The organism is Streptomyces sp. NRRL F-5123 (genome assembly GCF_000721495.1).
In the GTDB taxonomy this organism is placed as follows: Bacteria; Actinomycetota; Actinomycetes; order Streptomycetales; family Streptomycetaceae; genus Actinacidiphila.
The window spans coordinates 66,261-80,774 of the sequence record NZ_JOHY01000011.1; the positions used below are offsets into that span (position 1 = coordinate 66,261).

At 72.6% G+C, this 14,514-nt stretch carries 11 protein-coding genes; all 11 read right to left on the reverse strand.

The window, feature by feature from the left end; all coding sequences use genetic code 11:
- Window positions 1–155: 155 nt before the first annotated feature.
- The 11 genes from IH54_RS0113140 to IH54_RS0113190 all read right to left on the reverse strand — a co-directional run bounded on the left by IH54_RS0113140 (window position 156) and on the right by IH54_RS0113190 (window position 14,371).
- Window positions 156–602 carry a cytidine deaminase gene (locus tag IH54_RS0113140; RefSeq protein WP_052397385.1) on the reverse strand — a complete coding sequence of 149 codons (447 nt, stop codon included), beginning with the start codon at window positions 600–602 and terminating at the stop codon, window positions 156–158.
- Window positions 599–1,885, reverse strand: coding sequence for an ABC transporter permease (locus tag IH54_RS0113145; protein ID WP_031516207.1), 1,287 nt, complete (start codon window positions 1,883–1,885; stop codon window positions 599–601). Before IH54_RS0113145 ends, IH54_RS0113140 begins: the two co-directional genes overlap by 4 nt.
- Window positions 1,882–2,994 (reverse strand): ABC transporter permease, encoded by a 1,113-nt coding sequence (locus IH54_RS0113150; protein WP_031516209.1) that lies wholly within the window; start codon window positions 2,992–2,994, stop codon window positions 1,882–1,884. The genes IH54_RS0113145 and IH54_RS0113150 overlap by 4 nt, the downstream gene beginning before the upstream one ends.
- Entirely contained in the window at window positions 2,991–4,592 is a 1,602-nt protein-coding gene (locus IH54_RS0113155; RefSeq protein WP_031516211.1) for an ABC transporter ATP-binding protein, read from the reverse strand. The genes IH54_RS0113150 and IH54_RS0113155 overlap by 4 nt, the downstream gene beginning before the upstream one ends.
- Before the next feature lie 125 nt (window positions 4,593–4,717).
- Window positions 4,718–5,794 carry a BMP family lipoprotein gene (locus tag IH54_RS0113160; protein ID WP_031516213.1) on the reverse strand — a complete coding sequence of 359 codons (1,077 nt, stop codon included), beginning with the start codon at window positions 5,792–5,794 and terminating at the stop codon, window positions 4,718–4,720.
- 154 nt (window positions 5,795–5,948) lie between these two features.
- Window positions 5,949–7,133 carry a M20 family metallopeptidase gene (locus IH54_RS0113165; protein ID WP_234343490.1) on the reverse strand — a complete coding sequence of 395 codons (1,185 nt, stop codon included), beginning with the start codon at window positions 7,131–7,133 and terminating at the stop codon, window positions 5,949–5,951.
- 130 nt (window positions 7,134–7,263) lie between these two features.
- Complete coding sequence (locus IH54_RS0113170) at window positions 7,264–8,733, reverse strand: glycosyltransferase (RefSeq protein ID WP_234343491.1); 1,470 nt, start codon at window positions 8,731–8,733, stop codon at window positions 7,264–7,266.
- Window positions 8,734–9,290: 557 nt separating this feature from the next.
- Window positions 9,291–10,457, reverse strand: coding sequence for a hypothetical protein (locus IH54_RS0113175; protein WP_234343492.1), 1,167 nt, complete (start codon window positions 10,455–10,457; stop codon window positions 9,291–9,293).
- Window positions 10,458–10,522: 65 nt separating this feature from the next.
- Window positions 10,523–11,491 carry an N-acetylneuraminate synthase family protein gene (locus tag IH54_RS0113180; RefSeq protein ID WP_031516221.1) on the reverse strand — a complete coding sequence of 323 codons (969 nt, stop codon included), beginning with the start codon at window positions 11,489–11,491 and terminating at the stop codon, window positions 10,523–10,525.
- A 50-nt stretch (window positions 11,492–11,541) separates the two neighbouring features.
- Window positions 11,542–12,768: an acylneuraminate cytidylyltransferase gene (locus IH54_RS0113185; RefSeq protein ID WP_031516223.1), complete on the reverse strand. Its 1,227-nt coding sequence runs from the start codon at window positions 12,766–12,768 to the stop codon at window positions 11,542–11,544.
- Between the two features lie 304 nt (window positions 12,769–13,072).
- On the reverse strand, window positions 13,073–14,371 hold the full coding sequence (locus tag IH54_RS0113190; RefSeq protein WP_107060164.1) for a DUF6716 putative glycosyltransferase: 1,299 nt from the start codon (window positions 14,369–14,371) through the stop codon (window positions 13,073–13,075).
- Window positions 14,372–14,514 lie beyond the last annotated feature (143 nt).

The following is a 14,514-nucleotide window of genomic DNA, read 5'->3' on the forward strand; positions in this document are numbered from 1 at the left end:
GGGCTGCCGGGCCCTGCGCGGGGCTCGCGGCACGTCGGGGCGGCCCGGGGCCGGGCGGGCTCGCGCGCCCTGCGCGGGACGGCTCGTGCGGCGGGCCGCCCCGACGTGCCGCGGCGCGCGGTCCGTGCGGGGCCGCCCCAGGCCGCGGGCGGGCCTTACCGGCCGAGGTCGTCGGCCCCGAAGGCGTCGGGGAGGATCTCGCTCATCGGGCGCACCCCGGCCGCGGTGTCGACCAGCAGCGCGGGGCCGCCGTTCTCCCACAGCAGCTGGCGGCAGCGCCCGCACGGCATGAGGGGCTCGCCGCGGCGGTCGACGCACGCGAAGGCGGTGAGCCGGCCGCCGCCGGTGGCGTGCAGCGCGGAGACGAGGCCGCACTCGGCGCACAGCGCGACCCCGTACGCGGCGTTCTCGACGTTGCAGCCGACGACCGTCCGCCCGTCGTCGACGAGCGCCGCGGCGCCGACCGGGAAGCCGGAGTAGGGCGCGTAGGCCCGCTCCATGACCTCACGGGCGGCCGCGCGCAGCGCCTTCCAGTCGACGTCGGAGACGCCGGAGCCGCCGGGGCTGCCGGGATCGCTGCACGCTCCGCTGTCCGGACTCATCCGCCCTGCCCCTTCCGGTACGGCTGGCCGTCCGCCTTCGGCATCCGCAGCCGCTGCGAGAACAGGCCCATCACCAGCAGCGTGGCGACGTACGGCGAGGCCTGCACGACCTCGGAGGGGACGGAGTCGGTGGTCATGTACCACAGTGCCAGCAGCACGGCGAAGCCGAGCGCGAAGCCCGCCGAGAGGTACGCCTTGCGGAGGTACTTCCACACCGCCATGGCGAGAAGCAGGATCGCCAGCAGCAGGAGCAGCGCGTGCACGGAGTCCGTGCCGCTGCGCAGCTGGAGGCTGTCGGTGTAGCCGAACAGGCCCGCGCCCATGGCGAGCCCGCCGGGCCGCCAGTTGCCGAAGATCATCGCGGCGAGGCCGATGTAGCCGCGGCCGCTGGTCTGGCCTTCGAGGTAGAAGTGCGTGCCGACGGACAGGAAGAAGCCGCCGAGCCCGGCGAGGCCGCCGGAGACGATGACGGCGATGTACTTGTAGAGGTAGACGTTGACGCCCAGCGACTCCGCGGCCACCGGGTTCTCGCCGCAGGAGCGCAGCCGCAGGCCGAAGGACGTGCGCCACAGCACGAAGAAGGTCGCGACGAAGAGCACGACGGCCAGCAGCGTCAGCGACGAGATCCGGGTGACGAGGCCGCCGAGCACGCCGGCGACGTCGGACACCACGAACCAGTGGTGCTTCTCCAGCGTGGCCAGCCAGTGCGACAGGCCCGGCACGGTGAAGGTCTTCATGTCCTCCATCGGAGGCGACTGCTTGGGCGTGCCGCCCTCGGTCGCGGCCTTGCCGACGTTGAAGATCCGCTTGGCCATGTACGCCGTGACGCCCGCCGCCAGGATGTTCATCGCGACACCGGCGATGATGTGGTCGACGCCGAAGGTGACGGTGACGATCGCGTGCACCAGCCCGCCCGCCATGCCGCCGAGCACACCGGCGACCACGCCCATCCACGGGTTCATCGCCCAGCCGGCCCAGGCGCCGAAGAAGGTGCCGAGGATCATCATGCCTTCGAGGCCGATGTTGACGACACCTGCCCGCTCCGCCCACAGGCCGCCGAGCCCGGCGAGCGCGATGGGCACGGCGCCGGTGAGCGTTCCGGCGATCTGCCCGGAGGACGTGACGTCGTCGGCGCTCGCGATGGCGCGCACCGCCGACACCACGACGATCGCGGCGGCGATGACGAGCAGGAGCACGGGCACGGACAGCCTGCGGCGGCCGGCCTTGGCACCGGGCGCGCGCGGCGCCGCGGGCGGCGGGGTCTGTACGGCGGTGGCGCTCACGCCGTCACCTCCTGCTGCTTGGTCGGGGTGCCTGCGGCGGCGAGTTCCGCGCCGACTTGGCGTTGCTGCCGGGTCAGGCCGTAGCGGCGGACCAGCTCGTAGGCGATGACGACGGCGAGCACGATCGCGCCCTGGATGACGCCGACGATCTCCTTGTCGTAGCCCTCGAACTCCAGGCCGTTGGAGGCGCGCTCCAGGAAGGCCCACAGCAGGGCGCCGATGGCGATCCCGATGGGGTTGTTGCGGCCGAGCAGGGCGACCGCGATACCGGTGAAGCCGATGCCGGTCGGGAATTCGGTGCTGTACTGGTGGGCGTCGTTCAGCAGCGTCGCCATGCCGACGAGGCCGGCCATCGCGCCGGACAGCACCATGCTGATGACGACCATCTTCTTGACGTCGACGCCGCCGGCCTGCGCCGCGGACTCAGAGCGGCCGACCGCGCGCAGGTCGAAGCCGAAGCGGGTGCGGGACAGCACGAACCAGTACACGACGCCCGCGAGCCCGGCGAAGACGATGAAGCCGTACACCGGGTCGGTCTGGGTGGTGAAGTTGAACAGGTGGCTGCTCGAAGGAAGCGGCTTGGTGCTGGTGCTCAGCGACTGCTTGTTGGTCACGCCGAGCCGGCCGTCCTGCAGGAAGTAGCCGATGACGATGCCCGCGATCGAGTTGAGCATGATCGTCGAGATGACCTCGCTGACCCCGCGGGTCACCTTCAGCACGCCCGCGATGGCGGCCCACGCGGCGCCGACGGCCATCGCGGTCAGCACGATGACCGGGATCTGGATCACGCCGGGGATCGACATCGCACCGCCGACTGCGGCGGCGAAGAAGGCGGCGATCCGGTACTGCCCGTCGACGCCGATGTTGAACAGGTTCATCCGGAAGCCGATGGCCACCGCGAGACCCGACAGGTAGTAGGGGGTCGCCTTGTTCAGGATGTAGACCTGGCTGTCGGACTTGCCGCCGTAGGTCATCATCAGGTGGAAGGCGTGGAAGGGCTCCTTGCCGCTGGCCAGCAGCACCAGTGCGGTGACTATCAGGCCGCCGACCACGGCGAGCACGGGGGCGGCCAGGCCCAGCAGCACCCGGTCCTTGTCGAACTTCTTCATCGGTCCTCTCCCCCGGCCTGTTTCGGTACGTCCGGCTCCCCCGCGGGCTCGTGTTCCAGGTGCCCCGCGGCAGCGCCGGTCATGGCCGAGCCCAGCTCCTCCGGGGTGATCGTGGCCGGGTCGGCGTCCGCGACGAGACGGCCGCGGTAGATGACCCGCAGCGTGTCGGACAGGCCGATCAGCTCGTCCAGGTCCGCGGAGATCAACAGCACCGCGAGGCCCTCGCGGCGGGCGGCCCGGATCTGGTCCCAGATCTGCGCCTGCGCGCCGACGTCCACGCCCCGGGTGGGGTGCGCGGCGATCAGCAGCTTGGGCAGATGGCTCATCTCGCGGCCGACGATCAGCTTCTGCTGGTTGCCGCCGGACAGCGACGCGGCCGTGACCTCGATACCGGGGGTGCGCACGTCGAACTCGCGCACGATGCGCTCGGTGTCGCGGCGCGCGGCGCCCGGGTCGATGAGCAGGCCGCGGGAGTTGGGGCGCTCGGTGACGTGGCCGAGGATGCGGTTCTCCCACAGCGGGGCTTCCAGCAGCAGGCCGTGCCGGTGCCGGTCCTCGGGGATGTAGCCGATGCCGTCCTCGCGGCGGGCCCGGGTGGGCACGCGGGTGATGTCGCGGCCGTCGAGGGTGAGCGTGCCGGCGTCTGCCGACCGCATGCCCATGACGGCCTCGACGAGTTCGGCCTGCCCGTTGCCCTCGACGCCTGCGATGCCGAGGACCTCGCCCTTGTGGATGGTGAAGCCGATGCCGTCCAGGACGATGCGCTCGACGCCGTCGGAGTCGGTCTCGGCGAGCCGCAGGCCCTCCACGGTGAGCATCGGCTCGTCCGTGACGGTCGACTCGCGGGTCTCCGGCGACGGCAGTTCGCTGCCGACCATCAGCTCGGCGAGCTGCCGGGCGGTCGTGGTCCTCGGGTCGGCGTCGCCGACCGTGGTGCCGCGGCGGATGACGGTGATCGCGTCCGCGACCGACAACACCTCGCCGAGCTTGTGCGAGATGAAGATGACGGTCAGGCCCTCGGACTTCAGCTCCCGCAGGTTCTCGAAGAGCGCCTCGACCTCCTGCGGGACGAGCACCGCGGTGGGCTCGTCGAGGATGAGGATGCGAGCGCCGCGGTAGAGGACCTTGAGGATCTCCACGCGCTGCCGGTCGGCCACGCCCAGGTCCTCCACGAGGGCGTCCGGCCGCACACCGAGCCCGTACGCGTCGGATATCTCCCGGATGCGCGCGCGGGCGCGTCCGCCGATGCCGTACGCCTTCTCGCTGCCGAGGACGACGTTCTCCAGCACCGTGAGGTTGTCGGCGAGCATGAAGTGCTGGTGGACCATGCCGATGCCGCGGGCGATCGCGTCGCCCGGGTCGTGGAAGTCCGCGGCCTCGCCGTTGACGGCGATGGTGCCCTCGTCCGGCTTCTGCATGCCGTAGAGGATCTTCATCAGGGTGGACTTGCCGGCGCCGTTCTCGCCCACCAGGGCGTGCACGGTACCGCTGCGGACGGTGATGTCGATGTCGTGGTTGGCGACGACACCGGGGAACCGCTTGGTGATGCCGCGCAGTTCGACGGCGGGGGCTGCGGGGGGACTCGTGGACGCGTTGATGGCGCACTCTCCTCGGGGGAAAGGCTCGGGGCGTGGTGGAACTGTCGCGCGGCCGAGGCCCGGAGGGGCTGCCTGAGGCAGTCCCTGCCGGGCCTCACGGACCGTACCGGGTCATCCGCCCGAGGTCACGGGGTCGCGCTGACCTTGACCTGGCCGGAGACGATCTTCTGCTTGGCCGCGTCCAGCTGGGACTGGATGTCGGCGATGAAGTTGCCCGAGGTGGCCAGCGACACGCCGTCGTTCGCGAGGTTGTACGTGTTGGTGCCGACCTTCGGCTTCTTGTCCTTGTCGACCGAGTTGATCAGGTCGTAGACCGCCACGTCGACGTTCTTGATCGCCGAGGTGAGGATGGACTTCTGGTACTTGGCCAGCGCCGGGTCCTGGTACTGGTCGGAGTCGACGCCGATCGCCCAGGCGCCGGACTTGCCGGCGACCTTCTGGATCGAGCCGTCGCCGGACAGGCCGGCCGCGGTGTAGATGACGTCGATGCCCTTGTCGAGCATGCCCTGCGCCTTGCCGGCCGCGGAGGCGGCGTCGTTGAAGCCGCGCGGGTCGTTCTTGTACAGGTACTCACGGGTGACCTGGACGCTCGGCTTGGTGTCCTTGACGCCCTGCGCGAAGCCCGCGTCGAAGGTGCCGATCAGCGCGTTCTGCACACCGCCGATGAAGCCGACCTTGCCGGTCTTGGTCTTCAGCGCGGCCGCGACGCCCGCGAGGTAAGAGGACTGCTCGGTGGCGAAGACCATGCTGTCGACGTTGGGCAGGTCCACGACGGAGTCGACGATGCCGAAGGTCGTGTTGGGGTACTTCTTCGCGATCTTCGTGAGCGCCGGGCCGTACGTGTAGCCGACCGCTATGACCGGGTTGTAACCCGCGGCGGCCATCGAGTCGAGGCGCTGCTCGCGGTCGGAGTCGGTCTCGCCGTTGGCGGCGGTCAGCTCCTTCGACTCCAGGCTCAGCTCCTTGTCGGCCTTGTCCAGGCCGCGGGCCGCCGAGTCGTTGAAGGAGTGGTCGCCGCGGCCGCCGACGTCGTAGGCGATACCGACGCCCTTGGACTTGCTGCCGCCGGAGCTGCTGTTGTCGCTGGAGCTGCTGCTCGGCGAGCTCTTGTCGTCCGTCGTGCTGCTGCCGCACGCGGCAACGGACAGCGCGAGAGCCGCGGTGGCCACGCCCGCGGCAGCGATCTTGGATACCCGGCGCAAGAGGGTCCCCTTCGGTTGTGTCGCGCCCCGTCCGGCGCTGGCTACGCGGGAGCTTAACGCGCGTAGATGTCAGGTAAAGACCGAATGAAGGCCCGTTATCGGATCGACGCATTTCCGCTGGGTGAAGCCCCGGTAGCCGGGGCTTCACACCGCGTCAGGCCAGCAGGACAGCCCCTGTGAAGAGGTTCACACCGACGTCGATCGCGCCCTCGTCCGCATCGAAGTCGCCCTGGTGCAGATCGCGCTTGGCGGTGTCGCCGGGCGACCGCACCCCGAGCCGGGCGAGCGCTCCTGGCACCCTTTCCAGATACCACGCGAAGTCCTCCCCGCCGAGGCTCTGCTCGGTGTCCTCCACCGCGTGCAGACCGTACCGCGCGGTCATGGCGTCCCGCAGCATCTCGGTCGAGGCGGGCTCGTTGACGGTCGGCGGCACCCCGCGCTGGTAGGTGATCTCGCACTTGGCGCGGTACATCGCCGCGACCTGGTCGATCACCTCGTGCACCAGGTCCGGGGCGTCGTGCCACGCCGCCAGGTCCAGGCAGCGCACGGTGCCCTCCAGCTCGGCGTGCTGCGGGATGACGTTCGCGACGTGCCCGGCCTGGATCCGGCCCCACACGATGCTCAGGCCCGCGCGCGGGTCCACCCGCCGGGTCAGCACCATCGGCAGCTCGGTCGCGAGCTTCGCGGCGGCCATCACCAGGTCGGTCGTCAGATGCGGCCGGGCGCTGTGCCCGCCGGGGCCGTCCAGCGCCAGCAGCAGCTTGTCGGCGGCCGAGGTGATCGCGCCCTGCCGCAGGCCGATCCTCCCGACCTCCACCTTCGGGTCGCAGTGCACCGCGAAGATCCGCTCGACGCCGTCGAGCACCCCCGCCTTGATCGCGTCGATCGCCCCGCCGGGCATGACCTCCTCGGCCGCCTGGAACACCAGCCGCACCGGCCGCGGCAGCTTCCCCTGCCGCTCCAGCTCCGCGAGCACCAGCCCGCTGCCGAGCAGGACGGTGGTGTGCACGTCGTGCCCGCACGCGTGCGCCCGCCCCTCGACCGTCGAGCGGTACGGCACGGTCTTGACGTCGGCCACCGGCAGCGCGTCCAGGTCGGCCCGCAGCGCGAGCCGCCCACCGGGCTGGTCGGGCCCGATGTCGCACACCACCCCCGTCCCGCCGGGCAGCACCCGCGGCCGCAGCCCCGCCGCCTCCAGCCTGGCCCGGACCTTCTCGGTGGTCCTGAACTCCTGCCGGCTCAGCTCCGGATGCCGGTGCAGATCCCGGCGGAAGGCGATGAGCTCGTCGCGCAATTCTTCGGACAGCGCACCGGACGGTGCTGAGGGTGAGTCGTTCACCTCAGTCAGGGTAGGCCCCCGGAGCCCCGCGGCCGAGCCGATCGGGCAAAATCCGGGACACCTGGCCGAGAAGAAGTCGCCCGATCGGCGCATACCCGGGCATCGACGAGGGTATGTCCACTCTTTTGGGTTACGCCTCCCGTGACGGACCCAGGAGCCGGGCGTAGAGATCGAGCAGCGGGACGGACTCGGTCTGCCAGGACCACTCGCGCAGGACGTCCTCACGGTCGTACGCCTTGCGATACCGGCGCGGATTGGTCAGCACCGCCCCGACCGCCCGGACGAAGTCGGCGGTGTCCCCCGACCGGAAGACCTCGCCGTTGCCCAGCTCCAGCGTCGCCGCGGCCATCGCCCGGACGTCGCTCACGACCACCGGCAGCCGGGCGTGGGCGTACTCGAAGTAGCGGGTGGCCAGCACCGGCTGGTGGTGCGGGAGCTTGTGGACGGGCAGCACGCCGATGTCCGCGGACGCCAGGAACGCCGGGATCTCCGCAACCGGCACGTACGGCAGGACGTGCAGCCGCCCGTGGACGCCGAGCTGCGCCGCCCGCTCCAGCAGCGGCCCCAGCTCCGGATCCGCCGGGTCCGGCACCACGAAGGCCGCGTGCAGGTCGTACAGCTTCGGCAGCGCCTCCACCACGATCGCGTGCCCGCGGTCCGGCGCGACCGGTCCCGTGTGCACCAGCAGCGGCACGTCCGCCGCGAGCCGGCAGCGGTCCCGCACCCCGCTCGGATGCACCCGCGGCCCCTCCACCAGCGGCGGAGCGTTGCGCACCACCGCAGGAGTCGCCCCCAGCCGGTGCCGCGCCCGCAGCTCGCGCGCCAGCCCCTGCCCGACCGTCACGACGCCGTCCGCCTCCCGCGCGAAGGAGCGCTCGTGCGCGTCCGCCGCCACGTTCGCCCGCCGTGTCGCCGCGGGCGTACGGGACGGGGCGTCCCACACCACCTCGACACGGTGCCCCGCCCCCTCCGCACGCAGCGCCGCCCGGATCGCCACGCCGAGCGCACGGTGCCCCAGCGCATGGATCAGATGCGGCCGCACCGCGTCCAGCACCGGCCCGTACGCGACCTCCTCGTCCAGCAGCCCCGGATCCAGCCGCCGCCACGCCCGGCGCCCCAGCACCAGCCGCGCCACATCCGTCATCAGGTTGTCCAACCGTGCGTCCGGACTGCGCCGCCGCTTCACCGCTGCCACGTACTGCGCCGCACGCACCCGCGTCCAGCCCGCCCGCACCCCGTACCGCACCCACGCCACCGCGTGCCCGCAGCGGGCCAGCGCCAGCAGCGGGAGCGGCCGGTGCACCACGACCAGCTCCGCCGCCCGCGTCATGAGCAACTGCCGCGCCGCCGCCAGCCGCACCGTCCGGTGGTCGTACGCCCCCGCACTCCGGTACGCCAGCGGCCACCGCAGCCCCGGCCGCGGCCGCCGCACCCGGTGGTTCCCGAGCACCCCGCGCACCCCGACCTGCCGCACATCGATTCCGGGCAGCCGCACGGTGGCGGGCGCCTGCCCCACCAACGTCACGTGATACCCCGCACCGCACGCCGCCGCCACCACCCGCAGCGCCCGCGAATCCCCGTCCACCCCGCCACTGGTCACCACCGCCAGCCTGACGCCGCGCCTGCCCCCGGGGCCTGGCTCCTCCGACGGTTCCCCCGTCATGGGCCGAGCACGCGCCGGCTCGGGGCCGCGTAAAGATCCCGCCATTCCCGCACCTTGTCCTACGGAGTTGATCACGAGGTTACGTCCCTCTTACGCAGGGGCGAACTCCGGGGCGGCCCCTTGCCGCGGGCGGCCGGCTGCCCCGCCGCGGAGGTGCCCGCGCCTGACGGCGCGGGTGTTTCCCACCCCCACCACCCGTGCAGGTGGGCCGTCGGCTGACCGCCCCCTGCGGGGGGTGACCCGCCGTCGGGGGCGACCCGCAGTCCCGCGGACATCACCCCCGCAGGCGGGCAGCCGCCAACGCACCGCAAGGGGAGGGGGACGTACCCCACCCACCCCCACCGGTGGGCAGCCGCCCACGCAACCCCGGGAGGGGGACGATCCGGGGGTGCCCCCGCAGGAATGCGCACCCCGTCCGGCACCGGACACGTCATGACGTCAGACGCGCATTCCGAGGAGGTACCCCACCGCAAGCGGCAACTCAGAGCGCCCCCCTACCTCGCGGGCGACCTCGCCGAGGAGGTGATCGCGGAGAGGAACGTGTGGGCCCGGGGCCCGGCCCCGGGAGTGAGCCACGCGGGGTCGATCTCGACGACCTCGAGCTCGACACCCGTACCCGCGAGCACGAGCGGCAACGTATGCACCACCGTCGACGGGAAGGAGAGGATCACCCGCCCCGCCGGCCCGCGCCGGGCGACGAGTTCGAGCGGGAGATCGGGCCGCACGATCTCCAGCCCCGTCTCCCCCGCAAGCCGGTGCAGCTTCTCCTGCGCCTCCTTGCGATGCGCAAAATACCGCTTCGCATCATGCCGCACCGCAAGATCCGCGACGACCGCGAAGTAGTGCTCGGGGTCGACGACGCCGGTCTCGACGAGCGAGGTCCCGATGAGGTCCGTCCCGGCGAGCACGCGCGGCGGCCCGAAGCGGCCGCGGGTCCAGGAGAAGGCGTTGACGGTGAGCGCCATCCCGGCCGGCGGCGTGGCGGGCATCGCGCTGAAGAGCTCGACGCGCCGCCGCCCGCCCGGCGTGAGACGGCGCCGCGCGGCGGACGCGAAGACGCCGAAGGCCACCTCGGCGGGCGAGCGGCGCCGCCCGCTGCGGTGCCAGCGGACGAGCCGCCCGCCGCGTTCCAGGAGGGCGGTGAACTCCATCGTGGCGGTGCCGTCGTCGACGACGGTCAGCTCCTTCGCGCGGCACAGCGGCAGCAGGACCTGCACGAGCCGTGAGAAGGGGTCGCCGATGACGAGCCGCCGCACGCGCAGCAGTGTGGGAGCGAGCGCGAGCGCCGTCCGCAGGAGCCCGCCGCGGTTGCCGCGGGCCTCGAACCAGCGCACGGCCAGCCCCTCGTCGCGCGCGAGTTCGGCCATCCGCCGCAGTTGCCCGCGGCTGGTGGGGTCGGCGGGCGAGAGCACGACGACGGTGACCGGCACGCGCCCGCGCGCGCCCGTACCGCCAGACCCACCCGCGGACGTGCCGCCGTCCCCGCCCCCGTCCCCCGCCCCGCCGTCACGGGCAGCGGGGATGGCGGGCTGTATGTGCGCCCACTCCAGGACGTTGAGCAGTTGCACGGGTGACTCGACCAGCGCGACGGTCCCGTGGCCCGGGTGGGGCGCGGGGCGGTCGGCGGAGGCGGGGGTGGCGGTCGTCGTCGACTCGTCCATGTCCTCGAACGTCCTCGTGTCCTCGGTGCTGGCTCGGTGCTCCGGCGTGGGCGCTCGGCCGCGCGTCAGACGGCCGCGGACGCGGACGCGTCGGCGTCGGCGTCGGCCTCGGCCGACTCCGTCTCGGCGACGACACCGGCGACGCGGCGCAGCTTCTTCATCGGGCCCAGCTCGCCCTCGTAGACCTTCTTGACGCCGTCGCCGAGCGAGGTCTCGATGATGCGGATGTCGCGGACGAGCCGCTCCAGGCCCTGCGACTCGACGGACGCGGCCTGGTCGGAGCCCCACATGGCGCGGTCGAGGGTGATGTGCCGCTCGACGAAGACGGCGCCGAGCGCGACCGCGGCGAGCGTGGTCTGCAGGCCGACCTCGTGGCCGCTGTAGCCGACGGGCACGTTCGGGTACTCGTTCTGCAGCGTGTTGATCATCCGCAGGTTCAGTTCTTCGTGCTTGGCCGGGTACGTCGACGTGGCGTGGCAGAGGACGATGTTGTCGCTGCCGAGCACCTCGACCGCGTGCCGGATCTGCTTCGGCGTCGACATGCCGGTGGAGAGGATGACGGTGCGGCCGGTCGCGCGCAGGGCGCGCAGCAGGTCGTCGTCGGTCAGACACGCGGAGGCGACCTTGTGCGCGGGCACGTCGTACTGCTCGAGGAAGGCGACCGACTCGACGTCCCACGGGGACGCGAACCAGTCGATGCCGCGCTTGCGGCAGTATTCGTCGATCGCCCGGTAGCCGGCCTCGTCGAACTCGACGCGGTGGCGGTAGTCGATGTACGTCATCCGGCCCCAGGGGGTGTCGCGCTCGATCTCCCACTGGTCGCGCGGGGTGCAGATCTCCGGCGTCCGCTTCTGGAACTTGACCGCGTCGCAGCCCGCGGCGACGGCCGCGTCGATCAGCGCGAACGCGTTCTCCAGGTCGCCGTTGTGGTTGATGCCGATCTCGCCGGTGATGTAGACGGGCTGGCCGTTGCCGATGTGGCGCGAGCCGACCTTGCGGAGGTTTGCCGGGAGAGAAGCGAGAGGAGAGTTCACGGGTGGTTCCTTAGGGGGATTCGGGACTGGATCAGGGGTGTGGCGGCCGGTCAGCGGGCCAGAGTGGGGCCGAGGAGCCACGCGGCGATCTCACGGATCGCGCCGCGCCCGCCCTCGGCCGTGGTGATCGCACGGGCGGCGGCCCGTACGACGTCGTGGGCGCCCGCGACGGCCACCGGCCAGCCGACCAGGCCGAAGCACGGCAGGTCGTTGACGTCGTTGCCGGCGTAGAGCACCCGCTCGGGCGCGATGCCGTTTTCCTCGCACCACTGCTTGAGCGCGAGGTCCTTGCGGTCGATGCCGTGCAGGACGGGCACGTCGAGCTTTCGCGCCCGTGCGGCGACGACCGGGTTGGTCTCGGTGGACAGGATGAGCACGGGGAGTCCCGCGCGGCGCAGGGCCGCGATCCCGAGCCCGTCACCGCGGTGCACGGTGACGGCCTCGTGTCCGTCCGCATCGATCAGCACCCGGTCGTCCGTCTGGGTGCCGTCGAAGTCCAGTACGACCGCGTCGACGTCGTCGCGGGTCGGGGTGGCCGCCGTCGGGTCGAGCAGCGGGGCCAGGGCGCGGGCGCGCGCGAGGTCGGCGGGCTCGTCGATCTCCAGCACCTTCGCGGGGTCCGTGCGCACGAGCGCGGTGCGCCCGAAGAAGCGGTGGCCCGCGGCGCGGAAGCCGGCCGCGCGCATCGCGTACGCCGTGCCCGTCTCCAGCAGGTCCTGCGGGCGGTCCTGGCGGCGGGGCCGGGTGGCCTTGTCGTGGTTGACGCCGTACGCGGAGCCGTCGGGGCCGGACCCCTCGGCGCCCTCGCGCCAGATGAAGCCGTGGAAGGGCGCGACGGTGTGCGCGGTGTCGGCGCCGCCCTCGGTGACGGCGGCCACGACGCCGTCGATCTCCTCGGCGGTGACGAACGGGCTGGTGCACTGCACGAGCAGCACCACGTCGGTGCTGCCCGGCTCCGCGCCGGTCATCGCCTCGTACGCGTCCATCGCGTGCAGCACCGCGGCCTCGCTCGTCGCGGTGTCCCCCGCGATCGCGGCCGGCCGCAGCACGACGTCGGCGCCGGCCGTACGGGCCGCCTCGGCGATCGAGGGGTCGTCGGTCGACACGACCACGCCGGTCACCCGGCGTGCCCGGCGGGACGCGTCCACCGCCCGCGCGACGAGGGGCACGCCCCCGACCGGCGCGAGGTTCTTCCCGGGCACCCCCTTCGACCCCCCGCGCGCGGGGATGACGGCCAGCACGGTACGGCTTGCCGCCGGCGGCTCGACGGTGCTCATGGGGTGACTCCTGTCGTGAGGGTGTGCGTGTCGCACGGGCTCGCGTTTTCGCGGCGCCCCGACACCGCCGGGCGGGCGTTTTCAGGGGCGCGTGGGGGTACCTCCCAGGCGGAGCTCTGGGGGAGAACGGAGCGCTCGGCCCCCACCGGGGCGCGGGTGGATCCCGGCTCGAAGGGGCAGTTGCCGTGGTTTCCGGGCCACCGGCCGGTGGCGGGTCGCTCGCGCAGTTCCCCGCGCCCCTGGAAAACGCTCGCCCTGCGGCGCAGCCGCGGCCCCGGGGCGCAGCCCCCACGGCGAGTGCGGGTCACAGCTGCCCCCAGCGGCGGATGGCGGGGGCGACCCGCTGCACCCCCTGCCGGTAGGCGCTACGCGCCGAATTGCGCACGAAGTCCCGCACAGCGGACCGCACGGGGCCTGCCTCGCGCGGGGCGAAGCCCGCGATGGGCTCGCCGGTGGGGTCGAGGCCGTGGCGGGCGAGGACGCCGGGGAGGTAACCCGGCGCGGTGCGCAGGGTGTAGTACGGCTCGAGAGGGGGCAGCGCCTCCTCGTCGAGGAGGGCGGCGACGCGGCCGCGCAGGGCGGCGTACGGGGCGGCGCCCTCGACCCCGTGCGTGGACGTCCATTCCGCGGAGGCCCGCGGCAGGTGGCCGTCGTCCAGTTCGTCCCACGAGGCGTAGCAGCCGGAGCCGAGGAAGTGGTGGTTGCCGAGCGACTCGCGGATGCCGAGGTCGGTGAGAACCGCCGTGGATATACCGCGGTGCAGCGATTCGAGGGCGGCGGTCGAGCTGACCGTCACGAGCAGGTCGGTGCGGTCGAGGACGTCGGCCATGTTGCCGTAGACCAGGCGCAGGTTGTCCGGCGGATCGAGGTCGGCCACCAGCTTCTGGTAGGGCTGCTCCTCGATGTGGGTGGTGTGCTCGCCGGGCTTGCTGCGCAGCTTGACGAGCACCTCGCGGCGCGGGTGCAGCCGGGCGTGGGCAACGGCGCGGCGCAGCAGGTGAAGCCGGTCCTTGCGGCTGTCGGGCACCGAGGGCTGGACGGCGAAGGTGACGGTGAAGGGCCTGGTCTCGTCGGGCTCGTAGCGGTCGCCGCCGAGGAAGGGCAGCGCGGTCTCGACGATGCTTCCGGTGCGATGGCCGACGCCCTCGTAGACCTCGCGGAAACGGCGGGCGTCGTCGGCGCTGTTGGCCAGGACGACGTCGGCGCCGGCCCGCAGCAGCAGGCCGTCGGTGAGCTTCTCGTAGACGACGCCGACGTATCCGGTCACGACGACGGGGCGGCGCGCGCGGCCCGCCCAGGCGCGGTGGAATCCGTGCAGCAGGGCCTGGCAGGTGCCGCCGACACAGGAGACGACCACGACGTCGCAGGTGTCGGCGCTGGTCTCGGCAAGGATCTCGGCGGCGGTGCGCTCGACCATCGTGTCGGCGGGGATGCCGAGTTCGGCGAGCTGGCGCGGCGTCGGGGTCGCGCGGCCACGCAGCAGGCGCGCGTCGAGCCGGGCACCGGGGTCGATCCGGCGCGCGACGAGCGCGCCCCATTTCCACCGGGTGTCCGAATCGGCGATCACAGTGACCCGCAGCGGGCCTGACGTACGTGTTGGCACGTCGCCGACAGTAGGAAGCGGGCGGGTGGAATTGACGAATCGAAGGACAACGGGAGGTAAACAGAATGCCGCTACTTTGCACGGAGAACCTCCGATCAGCGGCATCACCGGTTGGACATTCTCCGTTTACCCAAACGTCCCCC